Source organism: Streptomyces albidicamelliae, assembly GCF_025642175.1.
In the GTDB taxonomy this organism is placed as follows: Bacteria; Actinomycetota; Actinomycetes; order Streptomycetales; family Streptomycetaceae; genus Streptomyces; species Streptomyces albidocamelliae.
On record NZ_CP106795.1, the window covers coordinates 5,942,106 to 5,968,249 of the forward strand.

At 71.6% G+C, this 26,144-nt stretch carries 23 protein-coding genes and 1 pseudogene; 12 read left to right on the forward strand and 12 right to left on the reverse strand.

The window, feature by feature from the left end; genetic code table 11:
- Positions 1–298: 298 nt before the first annotated feature.
- The gene (locus N8I86_RS27275; RefSeq protein WP_263278917.1) at positions 299–1,228 is read left to right on the forward strand and encodes an NmrA family NAD(P)-binding protein; all 930 of its coding nucleotides are present in this window, start codon (positions 299–301) and stop codon (positions 1,226–1,228) included.
- 86 nt (positions 1,229–1,314) lie between these two features.
- On the opposite strand, the gene N8I86_RS27280 is transcribed toward N8I86_RS27275, so the two are convergent.
- Positions 1,315–2,340 (reverse strand): hypothetical protein, encoded by a 1,026-nt coding sequence (locus N8I86_RS27280; RefSeq protein ID WP_263278918.1) that lies wholly within the window; start codon positions 2,338–2,340, stop codon positions 1,315–1,317.
- A 126-nt stretch (positions 2,341–2,466) separates the two neighbouring features.
- On the opposite strand from N8I86_RS27280, the gene N8I86_RS27285 reads away from it, so the two are divergent.
- The 6 genes from N8I86_RS27285 (at position 2,467) to N8I86_RS27310 (ending at position 9,202) form a co-directional block, all read left to right on the forward strand.
- Complete coding sequence (locus N8I86_RS27285) at positions 2,467–3,054, forward strand: TetR/AcrR family transcriptional regulator (protein ID WP_263278919.1); 588 nt, start codon at positions 2,467–2,469, stop codon at positions 3,052–3,054.
- 359 nt (positions 3,055–3,413) lie between these two features.
- Positions 3,414–3,980: a hypothetical protein gene (locus tag N8I86_RS27290; protein ID WP_263278920.1), complete on the forward strand. Its 567-nt coding sequence runs from the start codon at positions 3,414–3,416 to the stop codon at positions 3,978–3,980.
- Positions 3,981–4,149: 169 nt separating this feature from the next.
- The gene (gene rlmN, locus N8I86_RS27295) at positions 4,150–5,256 is read left to right on the forward strand and encodes a dual-specificity RNA methyltransferase RlmN (RefSeq protein ID WP_073890059.1); all 1,107 of its coding nucleotides are present in this window, start codon (positions 4,150–4,152) and stop codon (positions 5,254–5,256) included.
- Positions 5,257–5,469: 213 nt separating this feature from the next.
- Positions 5,470–6,543 carry a thiamine ABC transporter substrate-binding protein gene (locus N8I86_RS27300; RefSeq protein WP_263278921.1) on the forward strand — a complete coding sequence of 358 codons (1,074 nt, stop codon included), beginning with the start codon at positions 5,470–5,472 and terminating at the stop codon, positions 6,541–6,543.
- A gap of 38 nt (positions 6,544–6,581) precedes the next feature.
- Complete coding sequence (locus tag N8I86_RS27305) at positions 6,582–8,183, forward strand: ABC transporter permease (protein ID WP_073890448.1); 1,602 nt, start codon at positions 6,582–6,584, stop codon at positions 8,181–8,183.
- Positions 8,183–9,202, forward strand: a complete 1,020-nt coding sequence (locus N8I86_RS27310) for an ABC transporter ATP-binding protein (protein WP_073890062.1) — start codon at positions 8,183–8,185, stop codon at positions 9,200–9,202. Before N8I86_RS27305 ends, N8I86_RS27310 begins: the two co-directional genes overlap by 1 nt.
- Before the next feature lie 109 nt (positions 9,203–9,311).
- On the opposite strand, the gene N8I86_RS27315 is transcribed toward N8I86_RS27310, so the two are convergent.
- From N8I86_RS27315 to N8I86_RS27345, 7 genes are all read right to left on the reverse strand, one after another.
- Positions 9,312–10,001 (reverse strand): LAETG motif-containing sortase-dependent surface protein, encoded by a 690-nt coding sequence (locus tag N8I86_RS27315; protein WP_263278922.1) that lies wholly within the window; start codon positions 9,999–10,001, stop codon positions 9,312–9,314.
- Between the two features lie 159 nt (positions 10,002–10,160).
- Entirely contained in the window at positions 10,161–11,285 is a 1,125-nt protein-coding gene (locus N8I86_RS27320; RefSeq protein ID WP_263278923.1) for an LOG family protein, read from the reverse strand.
- Positions 11,286–11,322: 37 nt separating this feature from the next.
- Positions 11,323–11,730, reverse strand: coding sequence for a VOC family protein (locus N8I86_RS27325; protein WP_073890450.1), 408 nt, complete (start codon positions 11,728–11,730; stop codon positions 11,323–11,325).
- Positions 11,731–11,843: 113 nt separating this feature from the next.
- A complete protein-coding gene (locus N8I86_RS27330) occupies positions 11,844–13,313 on the reverse strand; it encodes a hypothetical protein (protein WP_263278924.1) in 1,470 nt (489 codons plus the stop codon).
- Entirely contained in the window at positions 13,295–14,035 is a 741-nt protein-coding gene (locus tag N8I86_RS27335) for an ABC transporter ATP-binding protein (protein WP_073890068.1), read from the reverse strand. The genes N8I86_RS27330 and N8I86_RS27335 overlap by 19 nt, the downstream gene beginning before the upstream one ends.
- Before the next feature lie 198 nt (positions 14,036–14,233).
- The gene (locus N8I86_RS27340) at positions 14,234–15,598 is read right to left on the reverse strand and encodes an aspartate aminotransferase family protein (protein ID WP_073890069.1); all 1,365 of its coding nucleotides are present in this window, start codon (positions 15,596–15,598) and stop codon (positions 14,234–14,236) included.
- A gap of 2 nt (positions 15,599–15,600) precedes the next feature.
- Positions 15,601–16,119, reverse strand: a complete 519-nt coding sequence (locus N8I86_RS27345; RefSeq protein WP_073890070.1) for an Lrp/AsnC family transcriptional regulator — start codon at positions 16,117–16,119, stop codon at positions 15,601–15,603.
- Between the two features lie 205 nt (positions 16,120–16,324).
- Between N8I86_RS27345 and N8I86_RS27350 the strand changes: the two genes are divergently transcribed.
- Positions 16,325–17,764, forward strand: a complete 1,440-nt coding sequence (locus tag N8I86_RS27350) for a gamma-aminobutyraldehyde dehydrogenase (protein WP_073890073.1) — start codon at positions 16,325–16,327, stop codon at positions 17,762–17,764.
- 310 nt (positions 17,765–18,074) lie between these two features.
- Positions 18,075–19,268, forward strand: a complete 1,194-nt coding sequence (locus N8I86_RS27355) for a polyamine ABC transporter substrate-binding protein (RefSeq protein ID WP_073890075.1) — start codon at positions 18,075–18,077, stop codon at positions 19,266–19,268.
- 5 nt (positions 19,269–19,273) lie between these two features.
- Here N8I86_RS27355 and N8I86_RS27360 read toward each other — a convergent pair.
- A pseudogene (locus N8I86_RS27360) lies at positions 19,274–19,551 on the reverse strand (GNAT family N-acetyltransferase); the annotation flags it as partial.
- Positions 19,552–19,597: 46 nt separating this feature from the next.
- On the opposite strand from N8I86_RS27360, the gene N8I86_RS27365 reads away from it, so the two are divergent.
- On the forward strand, positions 19,598–20,125 hold the full coding sequence (locus N8I86_RS27365; protein WP_263278925.1) for a hypothetical protein: 528 nt from the start codon (positions 19,598–19,600) through the stop codon (positions 20,123–20,125).
- A 36-nt stretch (positions 20,126–20,161) separates the two neighbouring features.
- On the opposite strand, the gene N8I86_RS27370 is transcribed toward N8I86_RS27365, so the two are convergent.
- Together N8I86_RS27370 and N8I86_RS27375 are read right to left on the reverse strand one after the other, a co-directional pair.
- On the reverse strand, positions 20,162–20,848 hold the full coding sequence (locus N8I86_RS27370; RefSeq protein ID WP_073890452.1) for a glycerophosphodiester phosphodiesterase: 687 nt from the start codon (positions 20,846–20,848) through the stop codon (positions 20,162–20,164).
- A 34-nt stretch (positions 20,849–20,882) separates the two neighbouring features.
- On the reverse strand, positions 20,883–22,049 hold the full coding sequence (locus N8I86_RS27375; protein ID WP_382987401.1) for an adenosine deaminase: 1,167 nt from the start codon (positions 22,047–22,049) through the stop codon (positions 20,883–20,885).
- 75 nt (positions 22,050–22,124) lie between these two features.
- Between N8I86_RS27375 and N8I86_RS27380 the strand changes: the two genes are divergently transcribed.
- Positions 22,125–23,330, forward strand: coding sequence for a DUF4190 domain-containing protein (locus N8I86_RS27380; protein WP_263278926.1), 1,206 nt, complete (start codon positions 22,125–22,127; stop codon positions 23,328–23,330).
- Positions 23,331–23,744: 414 nt separating this feature from the next.
- On the opposite strand, the gene N8I86_RS27385 is transcribed toward N8I86_RS27380, so the two are convergent.
- Positions 23,745–24,308, reverse strand: a complete 564-nt coding sequence (locus N8I86_RS27385) for an NADAR family protein (protein ID WP_263278927.1) — start codon at positions 24,306–24,308, stop codon at positions 23,745–23,747.
- 209 nt (positions 24,309–24,517) lie between these two features.
- Here N8I86_RS27385 and N8I86_RS27390 point away from each other — a divergent pair, with 209 nt between their 5' ends.
- Positions 24,518–26,053 (forward strand): gamma-aminobutyraldehyde dehydrogenase, encoded by a 1,536-nt coding sequence (locus N8I86_RS27390; RefSeq protein ID WP_263278928.1) that lies wholly within the window; start codon positions 24,518–24,520, stop codon positions 26,051–26,053.
- Positions 26,054–26,144 lie beyond the last annotated feature (91 nt).

Genomic DNA, 26,144 nt, shown 5'->3' on the forward strand with positions numbered 1-26,144 from the left:
CGGCGTACCGGTAGTTCGCATGGGGGAGCGCACCTGGTCCGGCGGACGTCCGGCCGTCTCGTTTCCGTCTCATGCGGCGACGGACACCACACGTTCAGGCAGGTCCGGTCCTCACCTCGCAATGAGCGCTTCGCTGACGGATCAGCGCGGTGCGAGAGCTGCTGTGGCCCCAGCCGCCAAGAGCTTGCCGCGCCAGCTCCGCACGCGGGCGGTAGTCACTTCGGCCACCGTTCCGGCCCCGAAGGTCGGGAGAACGCCCCCGGTTGCGTCCTGGCCATGCGGGCCGCAGTCTGCCGACATGGACTACAGCCCGGAAGCAGGCATGCGGCCCATTCTGGTGACCGGTGCTGCGGGCAGCGTCGGGGCTGTCGGCAGAACCGTGGTCCAGGGTCTGCGGCGCCGGGGTCTCCAGGTCCGTGCTCTGGTGCGCCGTGATGACGACCGTGCCCAGGCGCTGCGCGCGACGGGCGCCGAGGTCGTGGTCGGAGATCTGACGTGTGCTCGTGATGTCGCCGACGCCCTCGACGGCTGCGGTCGGATGTATTTCGGCATGGCCGTGTCAGACCAGTATCTGCTGGCTGCCGTGACCACGGCGGCGGTCGCGCGCGCCTACGGAAGGCTGGAGGCGTTCGTGAACATGTCGCAGCTGACCGTCTCCGAGATGGACCCCACCACCGGCTCCGAGTCGCACCAGCATCGACAGCAGTGGCTGGTCGAGCAGGTTCTCGACTGGTCAGGCCTGCCCGTGGTCCAGGTCAGGCCCACCGTCTTCATGGAGAACCCGCTCTTCCGGACCTTGTTTTCCTCGATCGCCACGGACGGCGTGATCAGGTGGCCCTTCGGCGAGGCGCGAACCTCCCCGATCGCGGCCGATGACGTTGCCGCGGTTGTCGAGGAGATCTTGGCCGATCCGGCCGGTCACATCGGCCGGAGCTACGAGCTGACCGGCCCCCGATCACAGGACGTCGCCGGGCTGGCCGCGGAGATTTCCGATGCTTTGCACCACACGGTCGACTACACCGCCGTCCCGTTGCAGGAATGGCTGGACAACGATCTCGCGGCGCTGGAACTGCCGGCCCATGTACGTCAGCACATCTCCACCATGGCTCGCCTGCACCTGGACGGCCGCTATGACCGCCAGGCAGAAGGCATGGCAGAGGTCACCGGGCGGTCCGCCGGAGGAGTAGCCGACTTCGTCCGCAAGCACCCCGAGCTGTTCACTCGCTGACGCCGACAGCCGCCCTGAGAAAAGCGAAGGACCCTGGGGGCCCGTAGTGCCATGCCTGCGGCACGACCTTCACCCCGACCGTGGGGTCAGGTGGCAACCCGCGTGCGTCGCCGCCTCAGGCGGGGACGCAGGCCCACCAGGATGGCGGCGATCAGCGCCCACAGCGCGAGGGTGGCCAATGGCTGCACCGCCTGCGCGCCGTGGAAGTAGCTCAGGTCGGTCACGGCGCGGACGGCCGCACCCGGCGGCAGCAGGGCGGAGACGGCGTGTGCGGCGGCGGGCAGGAGGTCCGGGCCGATGGCCGCTCCGCTGGTGGAGTTGCCGACGGTGAGCAGCAACAGGGTGGCGACGGGCACGCCGACCGGGCCGAGGTAGGTGCCCAGCAGCTTGGTGGTGAACGCGGCTGCCCCGGCAAGCAGGGTCAGGGCGAAGGCCAGCGGCATCACCGGCGCGGGCACCGCCCCGAGGATGGGTCCGGCGATGACGGTGGCGACGATGCCGATGGCCACAGAGGCGCCGGACAGCAGCCAGAACCGGTGTTGCAGGTGCAGACGGTTCGCCAGACCCAGAACGTTCTGGGCGAGGACGAAGCCGGCCAGCGTGACGCCGAACGCCAAGTAGAACCCGGCCAGTCCACGAGAGTCGAAACGGACGAACGGGACGACATCCACCGTGGTCACGCGTTGGCCCGACCCGTGGGCATAGGCACTGATCAGGCTCTTGACGGCCGTCGTGGTCGACTGCCCGTTGGCCCCGCCGACCTCCAGGCGCAACCGGTCGGAGGCCGCGCGGCCGCTGAGCGCGGCCACGACATCGCGGCGCTCGACCTCAGCGTGCCCCGTGGCGGCGTCGGCGACGGGATGGACGTCGACGCTGTCACCAAGGACCTGGCTTATCTCGCCCGCAAGCTCCTGGCCGGCGACGGCCACCGGCACCCGGTGCGGCTGGGGGTTGCGCTGGAGACCGACGTAGCAGCCGATGAAGGCCGCCACGACGACCAAGGCGATCACGGTCGGCTGGAGCCAGAGCCGGACCGGTGGCGCGGTTGCGGAGGAGGTGGCAGCGGTGGTGGGCAGGTCGGCTTCGGCGGCCGGGCCGAGGCGAGTGGACATGAAGTGTCTCCCGTGAAGGGGGCGGGCCCTTGGATGAGGGGAAGGGGCGCACCAAATAGATGATGTAAATAATCTAAACAAGACCGTACGATAGATGTCATCCAGCATCCAAAAGGGAGGTGCCCTATGGGTCGCGTCTCACAGGCGCAGGCACAGGCAAACCGCCAGCGGGTCGTGGAACGGGCCTCGCAGCTGTTCCGCGAGCAGGGCGTGGGCGTGAGCGTCGCGGATCTGATGAAGGCGGCCGGCCTGACGCATGGCGGCTTCTACAAGCAGTTCGCCTCGAAGGAGGCCCTGATCGACGAGGCGGTCACCCACGCGTTCGGCGAACTGGCCGAGTTCCGCGCCACCACACTCGAAGAGCACGAGGGTCACCGTGTCGAGGCCCAGCAGTCCCTGATCGACGGGTACCTGTCCGTCCGACACCGGGACAACCCCGCCTCGGGCTGCCCCGTCGCGGCGCTCGCCACCGACATGGCCCGGGACAGTGGCGACCGCGGAGCCACCCGCGCCTACGCCCAAGGGGTACAGGACTTCACCCAGTGGCTCGCCACCGACGACGAGGACGGCATCGCCCGGCTGTGCACCATGCTCGGCGCCCTCCTCCTGGCCCGCGCCACCAAGGACTCCCCGCTGTCCGGGCAGGTGCTCTCCGCCGCCCGCGCCGCGCTGTCACCCGCCCCGCAAAACCCCGTGTCTGACATCCACTGCTGACATCAACGACGTCGGACGGGGGCGTACACCAGCGGCTGCGTCCGGGCGTCGCATCAGTCGTCGGCAGCAGCGGGTCTGCGCTCGGATCGAACTCCTAGGGCGGTGCTCGCGCACGAGCGCCCTCCCGGGCCGTCCTGGGGCCGCGGAAGAGCGCTCTGTGATGACCAACATCGACAGCTGCCGACAGCTGGTCAGGGCGTTGATCGATTAGGCGGACGCAGGTTACGGCCGCCGGTGATCAGTTGTGGCTGTTCTGAAAAGTGAGTGTGCCGCCATGTCCTGGCCGGATCGCCCCCTTGTGTGCCCTTCGTGCACGTGTCAAACAGTTCAAAGGCGGGACCTGGGGGAGGGGGCACTGCGTGTCGGTGTTGGGTGGCCATCCGGTGGGGCCGTCGGCCTGGGCCGTCGAACGATTCGGGCGGCACGCCGGCGCGCTTGCCGTTGCGGTCCCGGTGCAGCTGGCCAAGGCGCACGGGAAGGCTCATGCCGCGCACCTTGCTGCGGGGCTGAAGAAGCGGAGTCCGTACGGTGTCGCCCTTGCGGGGCTGGTCCGCGAGAATCCGGCGGAGGCGGCGCGGGAACTGGGGGAAGCCGTGCGGGACGTGCGCGGGTACGAATATGCGGTGATCAACGATCACGCACTCTTCCCGTTCCGATACGCGGACAGGCCGAGGCCCCTGGACCGGGCCCGGCTGCCGGCCAATGCGTCGCCCACTCGGCACCGGCTGTTCCGGGCGCACGGTCCGCAGCCTCCGGAAGGCCCGTTCGACGTCGACGAGGACTTGGCCACCGAGGAGTACTTGGGGCTGCGCGAAGCGTTCGAGGAGCTGGGAGCTTCCACCAGGCTGGTCTGTGTGTTCTTCACGGCTGATGCCAAGAACGGCATCCACGCCATCCACTGGGTCGCTCCCGTGCACGTGGAGTGACGGGCGGATGCGCCGTGGCCTGGACGCGACCGGTACGGGATGACCGAGTCCTGGGCCGTCCCTCGGCCGTCCGAGGTCGACCAACGCTGACACTCGGCGCCCGCAGGTGACTACCCCCACCCCGCTCTGGCCTGGGCTCCCCGAGTTGATCTGCGACACTGGAAGGGTTATGCCGAAGCCCGGAGAACTCATCTTTGTCGCGCCGCGTGGAGCCAAGAAGCCGCCGCGGCATCTCGCCGATCTCTCGCCCGCCGAGCGCAAGGACGCGGTGGCCGAGATCGGGGAGAAGCCGTTCCGTGCCAAGCAGCTCTCGCAGCACTACTTCGCGCGGTACGCGCACGACCCCGAGCAGTGGACCGACATCCCCGCCGGGGCGCGCGGCAAGCTGCAGGAGGCGCTGTTCCCGGAGCTGATGACCGTCGTACGGCATCTGTCGACCGACCAGGGGACCACGCGCAAGACGCTGTGGCGGCTGTTCGACGGGACGCTCGTGGAGTCCGTGCTGATGCGGTACCCCGACCGGGTCACCATGTGCATCAGCTCGCAGGCCGGATGCGGGATGAACTGCCCGTTCTGCGCCACCGGCCAGGCCGGCCTCGACCGGAACCTGTCCACCGCCGAGATCGTCCACCAGATCGTGGACGGCATGCGGGCGCTGCGCGACGGCGAGGTGCCCGGCGGTCCGGCGCGGCTGTCCAACATCGTCTTCATGGGGATGGGCGAGCCGCTCGCCAACTACAAGCGGGTCGTGGGCGCCATCCGCGCGCTCACCGATCCCGCCCCGGACGGGCTCGGTCTGTCCCAGCGCGGTATCACCGTCTCCACCGTCGGGCTGGTGCCGGCCATCCACCGGTTCGCCGACGAGGGCTTCAAGTGCCGGCTCGCGATCTCCCTGCACGCCCCCGACGACGAGCTGCGCGACACCCTCGTCCCCGTGAACACGCGGTGGAAGGTGCGCGAGGTGCTGGACGCCGGGTTCGACTACGTCGAGAAGAGCGGCCGCCGGCTGTCGATCGAGTACGCGCTGATCCGGGACATCAACGACCAGGCCTGGCGCGGCGACCGGCTGGGCCGGCTGCTCAAGGGCAAGCCGGTGCACGTCAACCTGATCCCGCTCAACCCGACGCCCGGTTCCAAGTGGACCGCCTCCCGGCCGGAGGACGAGAAGGCGTTCGTCGAGGCCATCGCCGCGCACGGGGTACCGGTCACGATCCGGGACACCCGTGGCCAGGAGATCGACGGAGCCTGCGGTCAGCTCGCGGCGACCGAGCGGTAATCTGGCCACGTCCGACAACCTCATATTCCGACAGGGGAGCGCCACAGCGCTGAGAGTGCGGCAACCGGGCCGCAGACCCTCTGAACCTCGCCCAGGTCATTCTGGGTAGGAAGTTCGGTCTTTCACTCAAGCTGTTGCGCCCTGCCCGGGCCCCCTCCGCGGGACCCGGGCGGGGCCGCGTCTCTTCCTGGCCAACCCCCAGGAGGACATCCAGTGCACCACAAGACCTTCGTGGCCGTGGCCGTCGGGCTCGGCCTGATCGGCCTGTCCGCGTGCGGTTCCGGCGAGAGCACGTCGTCCGGTGACTCCAAGACCGTCACCCTGGTCAGCCACGACTCGTGGGCCGTCTCCAAGAAGGTGCAGCGGGACTTCGAGAAGCAGTCCGGCTACAAGCTCAGGGTCCTCGAGGACGGCGACGCCGGCCAGGCCGTCAACAAGGCCATCCTGACCAAGGACCACCCGCAGGGCGACGTCTTCTTCGGCGTCGACAACACCCTGCTCTCCCGTGCCCTCGACAACGGGCTGTTCCAGCCCTACGCGGCCAAGGGCCTCGACAAGGTCGGCGCCGCGTACCAGCTGGACAAGGACAAGCACCGGGTCACGCCCGTCGACTACGGCGACATCTGCGTCAACTACGACAAGGCCTGGTTCGACAAGCACAAGCTGGCCCCGCCGCGGACCTTCGCGGACCTCGCCGAGCCCGCGTACAAAGACCTCCTCGTCACCGAGAACGCGGCCACCTCCTCGCCCGGCCTCGGCTTCCTGCTCGGCAGCGCCGCCGAGTACGGCGACCAGGGCTGGCCGGACTACTGGAAGAAGCTCAAGGCCAACGGCGTCAAGGTGGTCGACGGCTGGGAGCAGGCCTACTCCCAGGAGTTCTCCGGCTCCACCGGCGGCAGGAAGGCCGGCGGTGACCGTCCGCTCGTGGTGTCGTACGCCTCCTCGCCGCCCGCCGAGGTGCTCTACGCCAAGAAGCGGCCCGGCACCGCCCCGACCGGCGTCGCCACCGGCACCTGCTTCCGGCAGATCGAGTTCGCCGGGCTGCTCGACAACGCGCGGAACACCAAGGGCGGCAAGGCGTTCATCGACTTCCTGGTCTCCAAGGAGTTCCAGGAGGACATGCCGCTGAACATGTACGTCTACCCGGTGGCGCGGGGAGCACGGATCCCCGCCGAGTTCACCGAGTACGGCCCGGCCGCCGAGCACCCCGAGACGATGGCGCCCGGGAAGATCGCCGCCAACCGCGACCAGTGGGTCAAGTCGTGGACGTCGCTCGTACTGAGGTAGCCGTGTCCCGGCGGGGGAGCGCGGCGCGGCTCGGCCTGATGGCCCTGCCCGTCGCGTTCTTCGCGCTGTTCTTCGCCTGGCCCGTGGCCGCCATCGTCACGCGCGGGCTGAAGGCGGACGGCGCCTGGCGGTTCGGGCGGCTCGTGGACGTGGTCACCCAGCCGGACATCCGGCACGTGCTGTGGTTCACCACCTGGCAGGCGCTCGCCTCCACCGCGCTCACCCTGCTGCTCGCGCTGCCCGCCGCCCATGTATTCGCCCGCCTCGACTTCCCGGGCAAACAGCTGCTGCGGGCCGTCGTCACGGTGCCGTTCGTGCTGCCCACCGTCGTCGTCGGCAGCGCCTTCCTGGCGCTGGTCGGGCGCCACGGGCTGCTGGACGAGCTGTGGGGGGTACGGCTGGACACCACGGTGTGGGCGATCCTGCTGGCCCACGTCTTCTTCAACTACGCGGTCGTCGTCCGCACGGTCGGCGGGCTCTGGTCCCAGCTCGACCCCCGTCAGGAGGAGGCCGCCCGGATGCTGGGCGCCTCACCGCTGACGGCCTGGCGCAAGGTCACCCTGCCCGCGCTCGCGCCCGCCGTGGCCGCCGCCGCCCTGATGGTGTTCCTGTTCACCTTCACCTCCTTCGGTGTCGTGCAGATCCTCGGCGGGCCGGCCTTCTCCACCCTCGAAGTGGAGATCTACCGGCAGACCTCCGAGGTCTTCGACCTGTCCACGGCCGCCGTCCTCACCCTCGTCCAGTTCGCCGCGGTCGGCGCGATCCTCGCCGTGCACGCCTGGACCGTACGGCGGCGGGAGACCGCCCTGCGGCTCGTCGACCCGAAGACGACCGCCCGCCGGCCGCGCGGCTTCGCGCAGTGGGCGCTGCTCGCCGGGGTCCTCGCCTCCGTCGCGGTGCTGCTGCTCCTGCCGCTCGCCGTACTCGTCCGGCGTTCCCTCGACGGCTGGGGCCTCGGCTACTACCGGGCCCTGACCGACGCCGACGGCGGTACGTTCCTGGTGGCGCCCGTGCGGGCCGTGTGGACCTCGCTCGAGTACGCCCTCGCCGCCACCGCCATCGCCGTGGTGATCGGCGGCCTCGCCGCCGCCGCGCTGGCCCGCCGGGACGCGGGACGGCTGGTACGGGGTTTCGACGCGCTGCTGATGCTGCCGCTCGGCGTGTCCGCCGTGACCGTCGGCTTCGGCTTCCTGATCGCGCTCGACAGGCCGCCGCTGGATCTGCGCCAGTCCTGGATCCTGGTGCCGCTGGCCCAGGCGCTGGTGGGCGCCCCCTTCGTCGTACGGACCATGCTGCCCGTGCTGCGCGCGGTGGACGGCCGGCTGCGGGAGGCGGCGGCCGTGCTCGGCGCGTCCCCCTGGCGGGCGTGGCGCGAGGTGGACCTGCCGATGGTGCGGCGGGCGCTGCTGGTCGCGGCCGGCTTCGCGTTCGCCGTGTCGCTCGGCGAGTTCGGCGCGACCGTGTTCATCGCGCGTCCCGACAACCCGACGCTCCCGGTCGCCGTGGCCCGGCTGCTGAGCCGTCCCGGAGAGCTCAACTACGGCCAGGCGATGGCCCTTTCGACCATTCTGATGGTGGTGTGCGCCGCCGCGCTGCTGGTGCTGGAGCGGCTGCGCACCGACCGGACGGGGGAGTTCTGATGCTGCTGAGCCTCGACGCCGCGACCGTGCGCTTCGGCGAGCGGGCCGTGCTCGACGCGGTCGGCCTCGACGTCGCCGAGCACGAGGTGGTGTGTGTGCTCGGGCCCAGCGGCAGTGGCAAGTCGACGCTGCTGCGGGCGGTGGCCGGGCTCCAGCCGCTGCACGCCGGGCGGGTGCTGCTGGACGGCCGCGACCGGACGCGCACGCCCGCGCACCGGCGCGGGGTCGGCCTGATGTTCCAGGACCACCAGCTCTTCCCGCAGCGGGACGTCGGCGCGAACGTGGCCTTCGGGCTGCGTATGCACGGGGTCGCCAAGCGTGAACGGGACGCCGAGGTGGGCCAGTTGCTGGAGCTGGTCGGGCTGCCGGGGGCGGCCCGGCGGGCGGTGGCCGGGCTGTCCGGCGGGGAGCAGCAGCGGGTGGCCCTCGCCCGGGCGCTCGCGCCCCGGCCCCGGATCCTCCTGCTGGACGAGCCGCTCGGCCAGCTCGACCGGTCCCTGCGGGAACGGCTGGTCGTCGAGTTGCGTGAGCTGTTCGGCCGGCTGGGGACGACCGTGCTGGCCGTCACCCACGACCAGGGGGAGGCGTTCGCGCTGGCCGACCGGGTGGTGGTGATGCGGGACGGGCGGATCGCGCAGTCCGGGACGCCCCTGGAGGTGTGGCAGCGGCCCGCCGACGCGTTCGTGGCCCGCTTCCTCGGCTTCGACAACGTGGCCCCGGCGACCGTCGTCGGCTCGGCCGCCGACAGCCCCTGGGGCAAGGTGCCGGTCCCCGAGGGCTCACCGCAGGGGAATCGCACGGTCCTCGTCCGGCCCGCCGGGGTACGGCTGGTGGCGTCCGACGCGGGCCTGCCCTGCACGGTGACCGCCCGCACCTTCCGGGGCACCCATGTGGCGGTCCACCTCCAGCCCCAGGACGGGCCCCGTCTGGAGGCGGCCTGCGCGCTCCGGGACGCGCCGGAGGCCGGGGACCGGGTCGGCGTGGAGTTCGACGCCGCGGAGATCGTCGTACTCGACTGACCGGCGGGACGCCCGGCCGATTCACGGCCCGGACCCGCTTCCGCCGGACATGACCGCGGCCCGCCCCCTGGGGATAGGAGGACGGGCCGCGGTGCCGTGCGGGAGTGCGTCAGCCGTTGCCGCGCGTCCCACGGCGGCGCATGCCGAAGAAGACCGCGCCACCGCCGACGACGACGAGGGCGCCCGCGACACCGGCGATCAGGCCGGTGTTGGAGTTGGCACCGGTCTCGGCGAGGTTGGAGTCACCGGCCGCCGGGGACGGCGCGTTGCTCGACGTGCCCGCCGGGGCGGAGCTCGACTCGGACTCCGCCGGGGCCGGCGTCGCCGACTCGGCCGGGGTGGACTCGGACGGCGACGGCGTGGTGGGGGCCGTCGGCGTCGGAGACTCGCTCTCCTCGGTCTTGCAAGCGGTCGACTGGGTCACCAGGTCGGGCTTGATGTCCTCGTCGACGATCTTCCCGGCCGTGATGTGGACGCGGTAGGTCGCGTCGGGCTTCCAGTTCTCCGGGAAGGTGACCTGGGTCCCCTCCTTCGAGCCGATGACCTCCTGCTCGCCCACCTTGGTCTCGACGCCGCCGTCACCCTTGAGGAAGACGGTGACGGTGGCCTTGACGCGGGAGGCGTCGGTGTCGGTGACGACGATGAGGCCCTTTTCGCCGTCGCACTTGGCTTCGGCCTTGAAGTCACGGATGTTGCACGCGAGAGCGGAGCTGGACAGACCCAGCACCACCGCGGCGGAGGCGGACGCAACACCCAGGATGCGCACGGAACGGCGTACGCTGCGGCGAGTTATGGACACGTTTGTCCTTTACAGAGCATAACTGCGGGGGGTTTACAGGGTGTTGGGGCGACGGATGAGGTGAGGCCCCAGCACCCCCAAGAGGCTCACAGGTCTATAAGCGCTCCGTAAGCAGTGTCAATGCATATGCCGTCAACAACCGTTGGCTTTGCCGTCTTATTAACTGCCCAGACGTTTGACGGCGTCCGCGGCGTGCTCGATCCGGTCAACGAGGGCGATACGGGACTCCATCGAACGGCCCCGCGCCAGCGACTGCAGCAACCCCCATGCCGGCAACTCCGTCGTCCAGTGCGCCTCGTCGACGAGCACCATCGGAGTCGGCTCCCCGCGCGACTCGTAGTAGTTCGGGGTCGCGTTGTCGAAGATCTCCTGTACGGTCCCGGCGGCGCCCGGCAGGAAGACCACACCGGCGTTGGAGCGGGCCAGGAGTCCGTCCTCGCGGGTCGCGTTGGCGAAGTACTTGGCGAGGTGCGAGGCGAAGGCGTTCGGCGGCTCGTGGCCGTAGAACCAGGTGGGGATGCCCACCGACTCCCCGCCGCCGGGCCAGCGTTCGCGTACCTCGAAGGCGGACCGCGCCCAGTCCGTGACGGACGGCCGGAACGAGGGCGCCTTGGCGAGCAGTCGCAGGGCCTCGTCGAGCATGCGGTCGGCGAAGGGGGCGGCGTACGCGCCGAGGTTGGCGGCCTCCATCGCGCCCGGTCCGCCGCCCGTGGCGACGGTGTAACCGGCCCGTGTCAGCTCGCGGCCGAGCCGCGCGGCACCGGCGTACGCGGCGGTCCCGCGTTCCATCGCGTGACCGCCCATGACGCCCACCACCCGGGCGCCGACGAGGAGTTCGTCCAGCGCGTCGGAGACGGCGTCGTCGTGGACGGCGCGCAGCATGGAGGAGAAGACGTCACCGTCGGCCTTCGTCCGCTGGAACCAGGCGTAGGCCCGCGCGTCCGGCGTCGCCTCGTAGCCCTCCGCCAGGGACTCGAAGAGTTCATCGGGCGAGTAGACGAAGCCGCGGTACGGATCGAAGGGGAGGCCCGGGACGGGCGGGAAGACCAGGGCGCCGGACGAGCGGACCCGGGCGGCGGCCTCGGGGCTCATCGGGCAGCCGAGGAAGACGGCGCCGTCGGTGTCCAGGCGGAGGAGGTCGGCGGTGCGGGCGGTCAGGTCGACCGCCTGTATGCGGAACCGGGCGAGTGAGCCGTGCGCGGCGACCACCTCGTCGAACTCGGCGAGCGACTCTATCTCGCGGTCCGGGGCGGCGCGGTGCGGCTGGGCGGGTGTCGGATGCACCCGCCCATGCTGGCACGGCTGTTGGGACGGGGGAGGGTCAGCCCTGGATCGCGGCCGGGTCCATCCACACGACCTCCCAGGTGTGACCGTCGGGGTCGTCGAAGGACCGGCCGTACATGAAGCCGTGGTCCTGGGTCTCGCCGCTCGCGGTGCCGCCGACCGCGATGGCCCGGTCGACCAGCTCGTCGACCTTCTCGCGGCTCTCGGCGCTCAGACAGATCAGCACCTCGCTGGTCGTCGTCGCGTCGGCGATCTCCTTCTTGGTGAAGGTCGAGTAGAACGGCTTGGTGAGCAGCATCGCGACGATGGTGTCGCTGATCACCACCGAGGCCGCCTTCTCGTCGCTGAACTGCGGATTGATCGAGTAGCCCAGCTCCGTGAAGAACTTCTTCGAGGCGTCGAGGTCGTTCACGGGCAGGTTCACGAAGATCATCTGCTGGTACATGGAGGCGTCTCCCGTCGGGGTGTTCCGGCCGCGGTGCTCGCGGTCGGTGGGTAGACCGGCGGCCCGGGCCGAACTCATCGGCGGCCGGCGGCCTTCTTTCCGGGCCGTGCCGGTCAGCGGGCCGCCGGGAGTGCCGCCAGGGCGGCGATCATCGCGGTGAGCGGGCCGAACAGGGCCAGCAGGGCGGCCACGCGCAGGGCGGCCGCGCCGCGCAGCATGGTGGCGGGCGCGCCGAGCCGGAGCAGCGCCGCGATGGTGTCCGCGCGGCACTGGCGGGCCTCGACGGCCGCGGTGAGCAGGGTCGCGACCGTGCAGCCGGCGACGAGGAGCGCGCCGAGGGCGGTCAGCGGACCGAAGGAGGGCGCCGAGCCCGAGTACAGGGTCATGGCGTAGCCGGCCGACGCCACCGCGCAGACCACGCCGAGAGGACGGCCGATCCGGCCGGCCTCGGACATCAGGACGCGGCCGGCGAGCAGCCGGAGCGCACCGGGGCGCGCGCACTGCAGGAGCAGACCGCAGAGGTGGGTGAGGCCGGGGGCGGCGAGGACGAAACCGACGGTCGTCAGCAGCCAGCCGAGCAGCACCGTGACGGCCTCGCCGGGCAGGGTGGTGAGGGACGGGGCGTGACCGGACCGGCCGGCGTACGCGTGGACGGTCAGGCCGGCGGCGAGCAGGGCGATGCCCCAGGGCAGATCCGCGGGGACCTTGCCGACGGGCGCGGGGACGGTGACCGCGGAGGGTGCGGCCTCGGCGGCGTCCGGGCCGGTGTCCTGGCCCGCGGGCTCGGCGTCCGCCGCGGCGCCCGGCGCCGGCAGGGTGGCCTCCGGCGCGGAGACGGTGCCGTCCGCACCCACCAGCGCCGACGTCCGGCTGTGCTCGCGCGGGGTCTGCGCCGCCCCGGTGGCACGGCCGCCCTCGCTGTGCGCCTCGGCCGCGTCCGGCCCGGTGCCGGCCGTCCGTGTCCGGGTGCCGGTCCCGAACCTGCCGTACGACCCGAACGTGTCCTTCGCCGCCGCGCGGCCGTGCGCCCCGAAGCCTCCGAGCCGCAGCGCACTCCGGGGAGCCGGGCGGGGGTCCGTCGGGCGGAAGACGAGGGCGACCGTGGCCGAGGCGGCCGCGGGGGCCAGGGCCAGCAGGGTCAGGGCCGCCGGGACGGGGAGGGGCCGGCCGGCGGCGAGGAAGTCCGCCGCGGCGCCGTCGAAGGGCAGGCCCCTCAGGTCGCCGCGCAGATGCAGGAAGAACAGCAGCGCAAGGAGCGAGCCGACCGTGCAGGACAGGGCCGTGGTCAGCGCCGAGATCGCCATCAGACGGGCCGGGCCGAGGCCGACGGCGGAGAGCCCCGGGCGCGGCCGGGTGCCGGGGTCGGTGCGGGCCACCGCGAGGGCGAGGTACACGGTGGCGGCGAGCGGCACCGCGCACCAGGCCAGGCGCAGCGCGCCGCCTCCCGCCGCCTCCGGGCGGTCCAGGGCGTAGCCGAGGCAGGACAGCAGGAGGAAGCCGGTGCCCGCCGAGGCGGCGGCCACCAGCAGGCGGCGCAGCTGTACGGCGGGGCGGGCGGCGCGGGTCAGACGGAGAGCGAGCACGCCGCCCGGCCTTCCGTGCCGGCGGCCTCGGGCAGGTGCACGGTACGGACGCTGCGGCCGTCCAGCAGCGCGACCGTACGGTCGGCCAGGGCGGCCGTCTCCGCGTCGTGCGTGGCCAGGACCACGGTGATGCCGTGCGAGCGGGCCGCCGCGGTCAGGGTGCGCAGGACGTGGCCCCGGTCGGCGCGGTGCAGCGGCGCGGTCGGCTCGTCGGCGAAGAGGACCGTGGGGGCGGGGGCGAGCGCGCGGGCGATGGCGACGCGCTGGCGTTCGGCGTGCCGCAGCTCGTGCGGGCGGTTGCGGACCCGGTCGCCGACGTCCAGGCGCTCCAGCCACTCCAGCGCGGCCACCTTGGCCCGCCGGCGGCCGGCACCGCGCAGCATCAGCGGGAGCGCGGCGTTCTCCCACACGTTCAGCTCGGGCACCAGGACCGGCTCGGGGTCGATCCAGCCGAATCGGTCCCGGCGCAGCCGCTCCCGGGCGATCGGGCCCAGGGTGTGCACGGGCGCGCTGTTGAACCAGACCTCGCCGCGCCGCACCGGCACCTGGCCGGACAGACAGCGCAGCAGGGTGGTCTTGCCGCTGCCGCGCGGGCCGCTGACGGCGAGGATCTCGCCCTCCCGGACGCCGAGCGAGACACCGGCGAGTCCGGGGGAGCCGTCGGGGTGGGTGAAGTGCAGGGAGCGTGCCCAGAGCACGTCGTTGTCCGGCGGGGCCTCCATGGGCGTTACACCTCGGTTCTGATCCGTTTTCCCGTGCCCGTTCCCCCGTGCGGGGGAACGAAGGCTGGGCCGATCGGTCACTGGAACGCTAGGCAGCCCTACCAGGGAGGCCGGACAGCACACGGCCCCGGGCCGCCGTTCTCACTCGAACGGGTGGCACCGGGGCCGGTGTTGATCAGCTGATCGGACGGATGTGGATCAGAGCTTGGTCCACGCCTCCGTCAGCGTCGCGCGCAGGATCTGCTCGATCTCGTCGAAGGTCTCCTGGTTGGAGATCAGCGGCGGGGCGAGCTGGATGACCGGGTCGCCGCGGTCGTCGGCACGGCAGTAGAGGCCGTTGTCGAACAGCGCCTTGGAGAGGAAGCCGTACAGGACGCGCTCGGTCTCCTCGTCGTTGAAGGACTCCTTGGTGTGCTTGTCCTTCACCAGCTCGATGCCGTAGAAGAAGCCGTTGCCGCGGACGTCGCCGACGATCGGCAGGTCGTGCAGCTTCTGCAGGGTCTGCAGGAAGGCGCCCTCGTTGTCGAGCACGTGCTGGTTGAGGCCCTCGCGCTCGAACAGGTCGAGGTTGGCGAGACCCACCGCGGCGGACACCGGGTGACCACCGAAGGTGTAGCCGTGCAGGAAGGTGTTGTCGCCCTTGTAGAACGGCTCGGCGAGCCGGTCCGAGACGACGCAGGCGCCGATCGGGGAGTAGCCCGAGGTCATGCCCTTGGCGCAGGTGATCATGTCCGGGACGTAGCCGAACTTGTCACAGGCGAACGTCGTGCCCAGGCGGCCGAAGGCGCAGATGACCTCGTCCGAGACCAGCAGTACGTCGTACTGGTCGCAGATCTCGCGCACGCGCTGGAAGTAGCCGGGCGGGGGCGGGAAGCAGCCGCCGGCGTTCTGCACGGGCTCCAGGAAGACCGCGGCGACCGTGTCCGGGCCCTCGAAGAGGATCTGCTGCTCGATCTGGTCGGCGGCCCAGCGGCCGAAGGCCTCCGGGTCGTCACCGAAGATCGGCGCGCGGTAGATGTTGGTGTTCGGCACCTTGTGCGCGCCCGGCACCAGCGGCTCGAAGGGGGCCTTCAGGCCCGGCAGGCCGGTGATGGACAGGGCGCCCTGCGGGGTGCCGTGGTAGGCGACCGCACGCGAGATGACCTTGTACTTGGTGGGCTTGCCGACCAGCTTGAAGTACTGCTTGGCGAGCTTCCAGGCGGTCTCGACCGCCTCGCCGCCGCCCGTGGTGAAGAAGACCTTGTTCAGGTCGCCCGGGGCCTCGTTCGCGAGGCGCTCGGCCAGCTCGACGGCCTTGGGGTGGGCGTAGGACCACACCGGGAAGAAGGCGAGTTCCTGGGCCTGCTTGAGGGCGGTCTCGGCGAGCTCCGTGCGGCCGTGTCCGGCCTGGACCACGAACAGGCCCGCGAGACCGTCGAGGTAGCGCTTGCCCTTGTCGTCGTAGATGTAGGTGCCCTCACCCCGGACGATGGTCGGGACGGGGGAGTTCTCGTACGAGGACATGCGGGTGAAGTGCATCCACAGGTGGTCGTACGCGGTCTTGCTGAGGTCCTTTGAACTCACGGTTATCGGGTTCCCCACATGTAGGTCTGCTTCTTGAGCTTGAGGTAGACGAAGCTCTCGGTGGAGCGCACTCCGGGCAGCGCCCGGATGCGTTTGTTGATGACGTCCAGCAGGTGGTCGTCGTCCTCGCAGACGATCTCGGCGAGGATGTCGAACGAGCCCGCGGCCATCACCACGTACTCGACTTCCGACATGCCGGTCAGCGCGTCCGCGATGGACTCGACATCGCCCTCGACGTTGACGCCGACCATCGCCTGCCTGCGGAAGCCCACGGTGAGGGGGTCCGTGACGGCGACGATCTGCATCACGCCCTGGTCCAGCAGCTTCTGGACGCGCTGGCGCACGGCGGCCTCGGACAGGCCGACCGCCTTGCCGATCGCGGCGTACGGCCGCCGGCCGTCCTCCTGGAGCTGCTGAATGATGGCGAGGGAGACGGCATCCAGCTGGGGAGTGCCGTTCCTGGACTCGCGGGACGAGTCCCTCTGGTCTGCGCTTCGACTGGCCACGACCTCACTCTGCACGACGTCTCGACAGTTTTGCAAGGCCGTAGCGATGAAATTCGTTGTTTGGGACTCTCCGTCTTGCGGATTTCGCAGAAGGAGTGGCGACGGGGGTGTTGAAAACGTGGGTCGGCGGATTAGGGTGGGGTGTCTCAGTGATCGGACAGCCGGACCGGCTGACCGCGCTGGACAGCTCGAACCCTCGAACCAGATCAGGAGGCCGGCAGTGAGCACCGAGCTGCGTCGTCTGCGCAACTACATCGACGGTGAGTTCCGGGACGCCGCCGACGGACGGACCACCGAGGTGGTCAACCCCGCGACGGGCGAGGCGTACGCGACCGCGCCGCTGTCCGCACAGGCGGACGTCGACGCCGCCATGGAGGCCGCCGCCCGCGCCTTCCCGGCCTGGCGCGACACGACGCCCGCCGAGCGCCAGAAGGCCCTCCTGAAGATCGCGGACGCGTTCGAGGAGCGCGCCGAGGACTTGATCGCGGCCGAGGTGGAGAACACGGGCAAGCCGACCGGGCTGACCCGCTCCGAGGAGATCCCGCCGATGGTCGACCAGATCCGCTTCTTCGCGGGTGCGGCCCGGCTGCTGGAGGGCCGCTCGGCCGGCGAGTACATGGAGGGGATGACCTCGATCATCCGCCGTGAGCCGGTCGGCGTCTGCGCGCAGGTCGCGCCGTGGAACTACCCGATGATGATGGCCGTGTGGAAGTTCGCCCCGGCCATCGCCGCGGGCAACACCGTCGTCCTGAAGCCGTCGGACACGACCCCCGCGTCGACCGTCATGATCGCCGACATCATCGGCTCGATCCTCCCCAAGGGCGTCTTCAACGTCGTCTGCGGCGACCGCGACACCGGCCGCGCGATGGTCGAGCACCCGACCCCGGCGATGGCCTCCATCACCGGCTCCGTCCGCGCGGGCATGTCCGTGGCCGAGTCCGCCTCCAAGGACGTCAAGCGCGTCCACCTGGAGCTGGGCGGCAAGGCCCCGGTCGTCGTGTTCGAGGACACCGACATCGCCAAGGCCGTCGAGGACATCTCGGTGGCGGGCTTCTTCAACGCCGGCCAGGACTGCACGGCCGCGACCCGCGTCCTCGTCCAGGAGTCCATCCACGACGAGTTCGTGGCCGCGCTCGCCAAGGCCGCCGCCGAGACGAAGACCGGGCAGCCGGACGACGAGGACGTGCTCTACGGCCCGCTGAACAACCCCAACCAGCTCAAGCAGGTCACCGGCTTCATCGACCGCCTGCCGGCTCACGCCAAGGTCGAGACGGGCGGCCAGCGGGTCGGCGACAAGGGCTACTTCTACGCCCCGACCGTCGTCTCCGGCCTCAAGCAGGACGACGAGATCATCCAGAACGAGGTCTTCGGCCCGGTCATCACCGTCCAGTCCTTCTCGGACGAGGAGCAGGCCGTCGAGTGGGCGAACGGCGTCGAGTACGCCCTCGCGTCCTCGGTGTGGACCAAGGACCACTCCCGCGCGATGCGCATGTCCAAGAAGCTCGACTTCGGCTGCGTGTGGATCAACACCCACATCCCGCTGGTCGCCGAGATGCCCCACGGCGGCTTCAAGAAGTCCGGCTACGGCAAGGACCTGTCGGCGTACGGCTTCGAGGACTACACGCGGATCAAGCACGTCATGACGTCGCTCGGCGAGTAGACCTGCCGCGGTTCGAGCGGAACCGCGCCGGCCACGGCCCCCGGACGGGACACCTCCCCGTCCGGGGGCCGCGCGTTTCCCGTCCGGGGGGCGGGGAGGGCTCCGCTGGATGGCGGGGTCGGGTGTGCCCTGTGGCGGGCTCCGCTCCTCGCCGGGGCGGTGTGCGTTCTGCTTCCGGGGCCTGTTGCTCGCCGCGGAGCTTTGTTCCCGCCCGGCCCGGCGCGGTGATCGACAGGGTGTCGGACAGGGCCCGTCCCGCTCGACGCTGCGTCGATTGCCCGTCCACCGAGCGGAGCGGCATGCTTCCCGGGTGCCCCAGACTTCCTCCCGTACCTCCGCGCTGTCCCGCCGTTCCCTTCTGGCCGCGCTCGGCGGTACCGCCGCGCTCGGTGCCCTGACCGGCTGCGGGGTCCCCGCCGCCTACGTCGGGCCCGGTGACCGGGCCGTGGCCGACGAGTCCGCGGCCGACAAGAAGCTGAAGTGGGCGAACTGGCCGCTGTACATCGACACGGACGACGACGACCCGAACCGGCGGCCCACCCTGGAGGCGTTCGAGAAGCGCACCGGGATCTCCGTGGACTACGTCGAGGAGATCAACGACAACGACGAGTTCTTCGGCAAGATCAGCCCCGCGCTGATGAACCACCAGCCGACGGGCCGGGACCTGATCGTCACCAGCGACTGGATGTGCGCGCGCTTCGTCCACCTGGGCTGGGTGCAGGAGATGGACCGCGCGGCCCAGCCGAACGTGGCGGCACACCTGGACCCGTTGCTGCGTTCGCCGGCCTTCGACAAGGGCCGCCGGTTCACCGTGCCGTGGCAGTCCGGCATCACCGGCATCGCCTACGACCGCCGCAAGCTCGGCCGCGAGATACGGCACGTGAAGGATCTCTGGGCGAGCGACCTCAAGGGGCGGGTGACCCTGCTGTCCGGCCTGGACGAGGCGTTCGCGCTGCTCATGCAGGGCAACGGGGTGGACATCACCCGGTGGACCGCGGACGACTTCCACCGGGTCTGCGACCAGGTGGAACGGGAGGTCCACGGCGGCCAGATCCGCCGATTCACCGGCAACGACTACACCAAGGACCTGGTCAGCGGGGACGTGCTGGCCTGCCAGGCGTACTCCGGCGACGTCATCCAGCTCCAGGCGGACAACCCCGACATCCACTTCGTCGTGCCCGAGGAGGGCGGCGAGCTGTGGGCGGACTCCCTGATGATCCCCGACCGGGCCCGGCACAAGGCCAACGCCGAGCGCCTGATCGACTACTACTACGACCCCGCGGTCGCCGCACGGCTCGCCGCCTGGGTCAACTACGTCTGCCCGGTCCCGGCGGCCCGCGAGATCCTGGCCGCCGACAAGGACAAGGACACGGCGGCCCTCGCCGACAACACCCTGATCTTCCCCGACACCGACATGCGGTCCCGCCTGGCCGTCGCGCGCGACATCACGTCCGAGGAGCGGGTGGACTTCGCGAAGCGGTGGAACGGGATCGTGGGGCTCTGACTGAACGCCGGGTGGACCGCCGGCTGCCACAAAGTGCCGACCCCGTCCTTGGCCTGGTAGTCGACGCCACCCTTCGCCACCGGGATGTCGGTCGCGGGGCAGACGGCCAGGTGGTCGACCTCACCGGTCCGCGCGCGTTCCAACTGCCCGGCGACACCCTCCAGGCGGTGCGCGGACCCCGCCCATCCGCACGAGGCCAGGTCCGCATGCACCAGGTCACGGGCCGACGGCTTCGACACGATGCCGGTCGTCTCTTCGGCACCTCCGGCGAGTCGGCTTCCACTCGGGCGGGTTTTGAACGTGTTCAAATATGGGCGTACGCTGGTGTCATGAGCGACAGAGCCGCCCTGCTCAAGGGCATTCGCGTCTGGCTGGTCATCTTCGTGGTGTGTCTCGTCCTCAGCGGGGCCACCGCCTTCCCCCTGGTGCACGAACTGCGCTGGACCGAGGGCCTCCTGCGGGCGCTGGCCGTGCCCGACCTCCTGCCCGGGCTCATGGAGTGGATCTCCCGGGTGCGGGACGGGCTCGACACGGTCGACGCCGAGTACCCGTTCGTGCTGTACGGCACGGACTGGCTCGCCTTCGCCCACCTCGTCATCGCGGTCGCCTTCTACGGCCCGTACCGCGACCCGGTCCGCAACATATGGGTGATCGAGTTCGGGATGATCGCCTGCGCCGGGATCGTCCCGCTCGCCCTCGTGTGCGGACCGGTCCGGGGGATCCCCTTCTGGTGGACCCTGATCGACATGTCCTTCGGGATCTTCGGCGTCGTCCCGCTGTACGTCGTACGGAAGAAGATCAAGCGGCTGGAGGCGCTCGGCGCGCCGACGGCCCTGCCCGCCCCGGCCGTCGGCTAGATCCGCGGCCGGGCCCGGCAGGGCCGTGCCGTCCCGTCAGCCGCCGCCGCGCAGCGTCTCCAGCGCGTCGATCCGGTTCGTGGTGATCGAGTCGACACCCAGGTCCAGCAGGCGGCGCATGGCGCGACGGGTGTCCGGGGTCCACACGGACAGCAGGTGGCCGCCGTGGTGGACCCGGGCCGCCAGCTCCCGGTCCACCAGGGAGAAGCGGTAGTTGAGCCAGCGCGGGCGAACCGCGTCCAGGACCGCGGCCCGTGGCGGCGCGAGGCTCGTCCAGGTCAGGGCGATCTCCGCACCCGGGTCCGCGGCACGGACGGCGAGCATCGCCTCGGCGCCCGCGCAGTAGTAGACCCGGTCCCGCGATCCGGTCTGCCGGACCACGTCCGCCACCCGGTCCGCGATCCGGCGGTCGACCCGCCCGCACAGGTCCAGCATCATCCGGCTGTCCCCGGTCGCGGCCAGCGCCTCCGCCAGCGTCGGCACACCGCCCGCCGTGAGTCCGCGCACCTCCTCGGCGGACAGCGCGCGCAGCGGCCGGTCGTGCCGCCACAGCCGCTCCAGCGTCGCGTCGTGCAGCAGCACGGGCACACCGTCACGAGTGAGTCGTACGTCGACCTCCACCGCGTCCGCGCCCTGGTCGAGCGCGGACCGCAGCGAAGGAATCGTGTTCTCGCGGAAGCGGTAGGGGTCGCCGCGGTGGGCCACGGCGGTCACGGTCTGCATGGCCCCCATTGTGGTGGGTGCCGTGCGGCCCCGGTCAGGGGGCGAGCCAGGCCGCGGTGTACGCGTCGATCTCGGCCGCGATCCGCGCCTTGCCCTGCGCGTCGAAGAAGGACGCCTCCACGGCGTTCTTGGCGAGGTCGGCGAGGCCGCGCTCGTCCAGCTCGAGAAGGCGGGCGGCCACCGCGTACTCGTTGTTGAGGTCGGTGCCGAACATCGGCGGATCGTCCGAGTTGATCGTGACCAGCACCCCGGCCCGGGTGAACTCCTTGATCGGGTGCTCGTCGAGGGTGCGGACCGCCCGGGTCGCGATGTTGGAGGTCGGGCAGACCTCCAGCGGGATGCGGTGCTCGGCGAGATGGGCGAGCAGCGCCGGATCCTGCGCGGAGCTGGTGCCGTGTCCGATGCGCTCGGCACCCAGCTCCCGCAGCGCGTCCCACACCGTCTCCGGGCCGGTCGTCTCACCGGCGTGCGGCACGGAGTGCAGGCCCGCGGCGATGGCCCGGTCGAAGTACGGCTTGAACTGCGGCCGGGGCACACCGATCTCGGGTCCGCCGAGGCCGAACGACACCAGGCCCTCGGGGCGGATCCGGTCGTCGGTGGCGAGCCGCGCGGTCTCCTCCGCCGACTCCAGGCCGGCCTCGCCGGGAATGTCGAAGCACCAGCGCAGTACGGTCCCGAACTCGGCCTCGGCCGCCTTGCGGGCGTCCTCGATCGCGGCCATGAAGGCGGTCTCCTCGATCCCGCGCCGGGTGGAGGAGAAGGGGGTGATGGTCAGCTCGGCGTACCGCACCTGCTGACGGGCCAGGTCGCGGGCCACCTCGTAGGTGAGCAGCCGGACGTCCTCCGGGGTGCGGATGAGGTCGACGACCGACAGGTACACCTCGATGAAGTGCGCGAAGTCGGTGAAGGTGAAGTAGTCGACCAGGGCCTCGGGATCGGTGGGCACCTTGGAGTCGGGGTGGCGGGCGGCCAGTTCCGAGACGATGCGGGGGGAGGCGGAGCCGACGTGGTGCACGTGCAGTTCGGCCTTCGGCAGTCCCGCGATGAAGGTGCGCAGATCGCGGTCGGGTGTGCCGGCCGCGGGCACGGAGCTGCTGTCGGTCATGGGGTCCTCCCCGGGGCAGGCGCCTGCGGAGCGAGATCCGTCGCGGCGCGGTGATCGGCTGATCGATGACGCGGGATCATCGTAGGCCCCGGCCAGCGACCGGCCCCGGCGGCCCGTAGCATGACGGGACGTCCTGCACGGACGGGACGTCCACCAAAGGGGTCTTCCACCATGTCCGACGAGGTGCCGCAGTCCACGCCACCGGAGCAGCCCACCGGAGCGGGGCCGGTGCCGCCTCGGGTTTCCCTGGGCAAGGAGGCCGGTGCCTCGGCACCGGTGCGGGACTCGGCCCCGGCCGCCGGCGACGTGCGGGACTCCGTGCCACCCGCGGACCGGCCGGCCGCACCTGAGTACGGCTCGGCGGCCGCGGGACAGCAGGGCTCCTTCGCGGCGGGGCGTCCGGGATCCGCCCCGGCCCCCGGATCCGTGCACGACCAGCAGACGCTCATATCGGTGCCGGGCGCGCCGGGGAACCCCGCCGGTGCCGCGCCTCCGCCCGCGTCATGGGCCAATCCGGCGGGCCCGGCGGCACCCCGGGACAACCCGTACGCAGCGCCGGACAACGGGTACACGCCCCCGGCGCATCCGTACGCGGCTCCCACGGCAGACCCGTCCGCGGCCCCGGCGAACCCGTACGCATCGCCGGCCGTACCCGTCGCGCCCCAGGCCGGTCACCCTGCCTCCCCGGCGGGTCCGTCCGCGCCCCAGGCCCCCGAGCCTCCGCGGAATCCCTTCGCCTCGCCGGCCCGGTCCGCTCCCTCGGCCGCCGACTCGTATCCGCCGCCCGCCGCCCCGGCGAACCCTTTCGCCCCGCCGGCCCAGACGGTCTCCTCGGCTCCCTCGGCCGCCGCTTCGTATCCGCCGCCCGCCGCCCCGGCGAACCCCTTCGCGCCGCCGGCCCCGGCGGCGACCGGTAATCCCTTCGCCCCGCCGGCGCCCGCCGCGCCGCACGGGGAAGCGGGATCGGTACCTCCGCCGCCCATCGCCCCCGACGGCCCCGGACAGGTGCCGTACGGGTATCCGGGCGGGCCCGCCGGATACGGCTACCCGGGGCAGCCCCAGCCCCAGCCTCCCTACGGCGGCCCCTACCCGGCCCCGAACGGCTACGGCTGGCCCGGTATGCAGGCGCCCCCGAGCGACGGCATGGGCACGGCCTCGCTGGTGCTGGGCATCCTGGCGTCGGTCGGCTTCCTTCTCTGGCCGGTGGCCCTGGTGCTGGGTGTCCTGGCGATCATCTTCGGCGCGATCGGCCGCGGTAAGGCCAACCGGGGCGAGGCGACCAACCCGGGCGTGGCCCTGGCCGGCATCATCTGCGGAGCCGCCGGCATCGTCCTCGTCCTAGGACTGTTCGCCTTCATCCTCGCGTTCGCCGTCTGAGCGGGCGGCCGGGGCGGGGACGCGCGGACGTCCCCCGAGCCGGGCCGCGGCGGAGGCCCGGGCCGGCACCGCCGTCGAGGCGCCCTACGGGGACCCCGCGGACGGGACGGACCCCGACGTTTGCCCGACGCCCGGGATCCTGCCCCCGCCGACGCCGGGCCCGCGATCAGGGTCCGGATCCGCGCCGAGTCGACGTCGAGCCGGGACGGGCAGACGGGCGCAGGGGTACGCCCCCTTAAGTCAGGGGCCACATTCGCGCCGTGTCCACACCAAGCCACGCCGAGCCGGGACGGGCAGCCCCGCGCCGGGGCCCGCCCCCCTCGCGTGTCAGGGGCCACCCGGCCACATCCACGCCGAGTCCGCACCAAGTCCACGCCGAGCCGGGACGGACGGCCCCGCGGCCGCGGCCCCGCCTCAGGCCCCCGCGCCCGCCAGTCTCTCCCGCGCCTCCATCAGGGCGAAGCCCAGCAGGTTCGGGCCGCGCCAGCGCTGCGGGTCGTAGGCCGCCTCGTCGTCGGCCGGGAGGCCGATGCCCCAGATGCGGTCCACGGGACTCGCCTCCACCAGGACCCGGTCGCCGGTGCCCAGCAGGTACATACGGAGGGCGTCGTCGGCCGCGAACTTGTGCACGCTGCCCTCGACCACGATCCGGAAGCGCTCCCGCTGCCACGCCGCGTCGTCGAAGTCGCGGACCAGCCGCCCGGCCTTCTTGGCCTCCGCGGGATGCGTGGCGGCCAGCACCCGGCGCTCCGCCTCCGCGTCCCCGAACAGCCGGGCCTTGGCCGCCATCATCCAGTGCTCGGCCGTCGCGTAGTGCACGCCGTCCACCACGAAGGGTGACGGCCACCACTGACTCAGACAGCTCGCGCCGATCCTGCCGTCCGGCCGCGGCCGGTGCCCCCAGAAGTGCAGGTACCTGATCCGCGCCCCCGCCCGGACCTCCCTGATCAGGGCGTCCACCCCGTCGATCTTCCCCATGCATGCGAGTGTGGCACGTACCACTGACACTCCGTCCGTCCTTTTCCTTTCCGACTCGACACCTGGTCGACAGATTCCGTCGCGTAACCAAAAGGCAACAACGGAATCACTTGTTGGAGTGCACTTGCTCTGTCAGGATCGGCACTCAAATCGAGCTGGAGCTACGCCACCCACCCCCCGGGACGGGGCGAACGGCGGAGGAGAGCGACATGCACAACCCGGGCAGCGTCACCCCGGAACGATTTCCCGCACAGGACCGTTTCGCCGACGGCGCGCAGTTCATCGCCGGCCGGCTGACCAAGGGCACCTCGGGCCGCACCCACACCGTGGTCGACCCCGCCATCGGCGAGGAGGTGTACACCTACGAGCTGGCCGGCCCCGACGACGTCGACGAGGCCGTGGCCGCCGCACGCGCGGCCTTCCCCGGCTGGTCCGGTGCCACCCCGGGCGAGCGCTCCGACGCGCTGCACCGGTTCGCCGCCGTGCTCGCCGACCGCGCCGAGGACTTCGCCCGCGCCGAGTCCCTGCAGTGCGGCAAGCCGCTGAAGCTCACCCGCGAGTTCGACGTGCCGGGAACCGTCGACAACACCGCGTTCTTCGCGGGCGCCGCCCGGCACCTGCAGGGGCAGTCCGCCGGTGAGTACTCCGGCGACCACACGTCGTACGTACGGCGCGAGGCCATCGGGGTCGTCGGGTCGATCGCGCCGTGGAACTACCCGCTCCAGATGGCCGCCTGGAAGATCCTCCCGGCGATCGCCGCGGGCAACACCATCGTGCTGAAGCCAGCCGAGCTTACGCCGCTCACCTCGCTGCTCTTCGCCCAGGCCGCGACGGACGCGGGCATCCCCGACGGTGTCGTCAACATCGTCACCGGGACCGGCAGGGAGGCCGGCGAGCACCTCGTCGGGCACCCCGACGTCGTCATGACCTCCTTCACCGGGTCCACCGCGGTCGGCAAGCGCGTCGCCGAGGTCGCCACCGCCACCGTCAAGCGGCTGCACCTGGAGCTGGGCGGCAAGGCCCCCTTCGTCGTCTTCGACGACGCCGACCTGGAGGCCGCCGTCCACGGGGCCGTGGCCGGTGCGCTCATCAACACCGGGCAGGACTGCACGGCGGCCACGCGCGCGTACGTGCAGCGCCCGCTGTACGAGGCCTTCGTCGAGCGGACGGCCGCTCTGATGGAGACCGTACGGCTCGGGGACCCCTTCGCCCCCGGCACCGACCTCGGACCGCTCATCTCGCACGTCCAGCGGGACCGGGTCGCCGGATTCGTGGAGCGTGCGCGGGCCTACGCGCGCGTGGTGACCGGCGGTGAGGCACCCGAGGGCGACCTCGCGGCCGGCGCCTACTACCGGCCCACCCTGATCGCCGACGCCGCGCAGGACAGCGAGATCGTCCAGTCGGAGATCTTCGGCCCTGTACTGGTCGTCCTGCCTTTCGACAGTGATGATGAGGGCATCGGGCTGGCCAACGACACTCCGTACGGCCTCGCCGCCTCCGCGTGGAGCAGCAACGTCTACCGGGCGAACCGGGCCACCCGCGAGATCAAGGCCGGATGCGTCTGGGTCAACGACCACATCCCGATCATCAGCGAGATGCCGCACGGCGGCTACAAGGCGTCCGGCTTCGGCAAGGACATGTCGGCGTACTCGTTCGAGGAGTACACGCAGGTCAAGCACGTAATGTTCGACAACACCGCACAGGCCCGCAAGGACTGGCACCGCACGATCTTCGGGGACCGGTAGCAGCCGTCGCGCCCGGCGCGAGCCGGGCGGCACGGACAGCGGCTGCCGCCGGGTGTGAAGACCCGGCCCCGACCAGGCCGACCCCTCTCCC

What these genes read in the sequence shown, in the direction of transcription:
- N8I86_RS27325 (WP_073890450.1), bottom strand. Translation starts at nt 11,730, where the DNA reads ATGTACCAGCAGATGATCTTCGTGAACCTGCCCGTGAACGACCTCGAC.
- N8I86_RS27280 (WP_263278918.1), bottom strand. Translation starts at nt 2,340, where the DNA reads ATGTCCACTCGCCTCGGCCCGGCCGCCGAAGCCGACCTGCCCACCACC.
- rlmN (WP_073890059.1), top strand. Translation starts at nt 4,150, where the DNA reads ATGCCGAAGCCCGGAGAACTCATCTTTGTCGCGCCGCGTGGAGCCAAG.
- N8I86_RS27390 (WP_263278928.1), top strand. Translation starts at nt 24,518, where the DNA reads ATGCACAACCCGGGCAGCGTCACCCCGGAACGATTTCCCGCACAGGAC.
- N8I86_RS27275 (WP_263278917.1), top strand. Translation starts at nt 299, where the DNA reads ATGGACTACAGCCCGGAAGCAGGCATGCGGCCCATTCTGGTGACCGGT.
- N8I86_RS27380 (WP_263278926.1), top strand. Translation starts at nt 22,125, where the DNA reads ATGTCCGACGAGGTGCCGCAGTCCACGCCACCGGAGCAGCCCACCGGA.
- N8I86_RS27335 (WP_073890068.1), bottom strand. Translation starts at nt 14,035, where the DNA reads ATGGAGGCCCCGCCGGACAACGACGTGCTCTGGGCACGCTCCCTGCAC.
- N8I86_RS27310 (WP_073890062.1), top strand. Translation starts at nt 8,183, where the DNA reads ATGCTGCTGAGCCTCGACGCCGCGACCGTGCGCTTCGGCGAGCGGGCC.
- N8I86_RS27365 (WP_263278925.1), top strand. Translation starts at nt 19,598, where the DNA reads ATGAGCGACAGAGCCGCCCTGCTCAAGGGCATTCGCGTCTGGCTGGTC.
- N8I86_RS27285 (WP_263278919.1), top strand. Translation starts at nt 2,467, where the DNA reads ATGGGTCGCGTCTCACAGGCGCAGGCACAGGCAAACCGCCAGCGGGTC.
- N8I86_RS27385 (WP_263278927.1), bottom strand. Translation starts at nt 24,308, where the DNA reads ATGGGGAAGATCGACGGGGTGGACGCCCTGATCAGGGAGGTCCGGGCG.
- N8I86_RS27370 (WP_073890452.1), bottom strand. Translation starts at nt 20,848, where the DNA reads ATGCAGACCGTGACCGCCGTGGCCCACCGCGGCGACCCCTACCGCTTC.
- N8I86_RS27305 (WP_073890448.1), top strand. Translation starts at nt 6,582, where the DNA reads ATGGCCCTGCCCGTCGCGTTCTTCGCGCTGTTCTTCGCCTGGCCCGTG.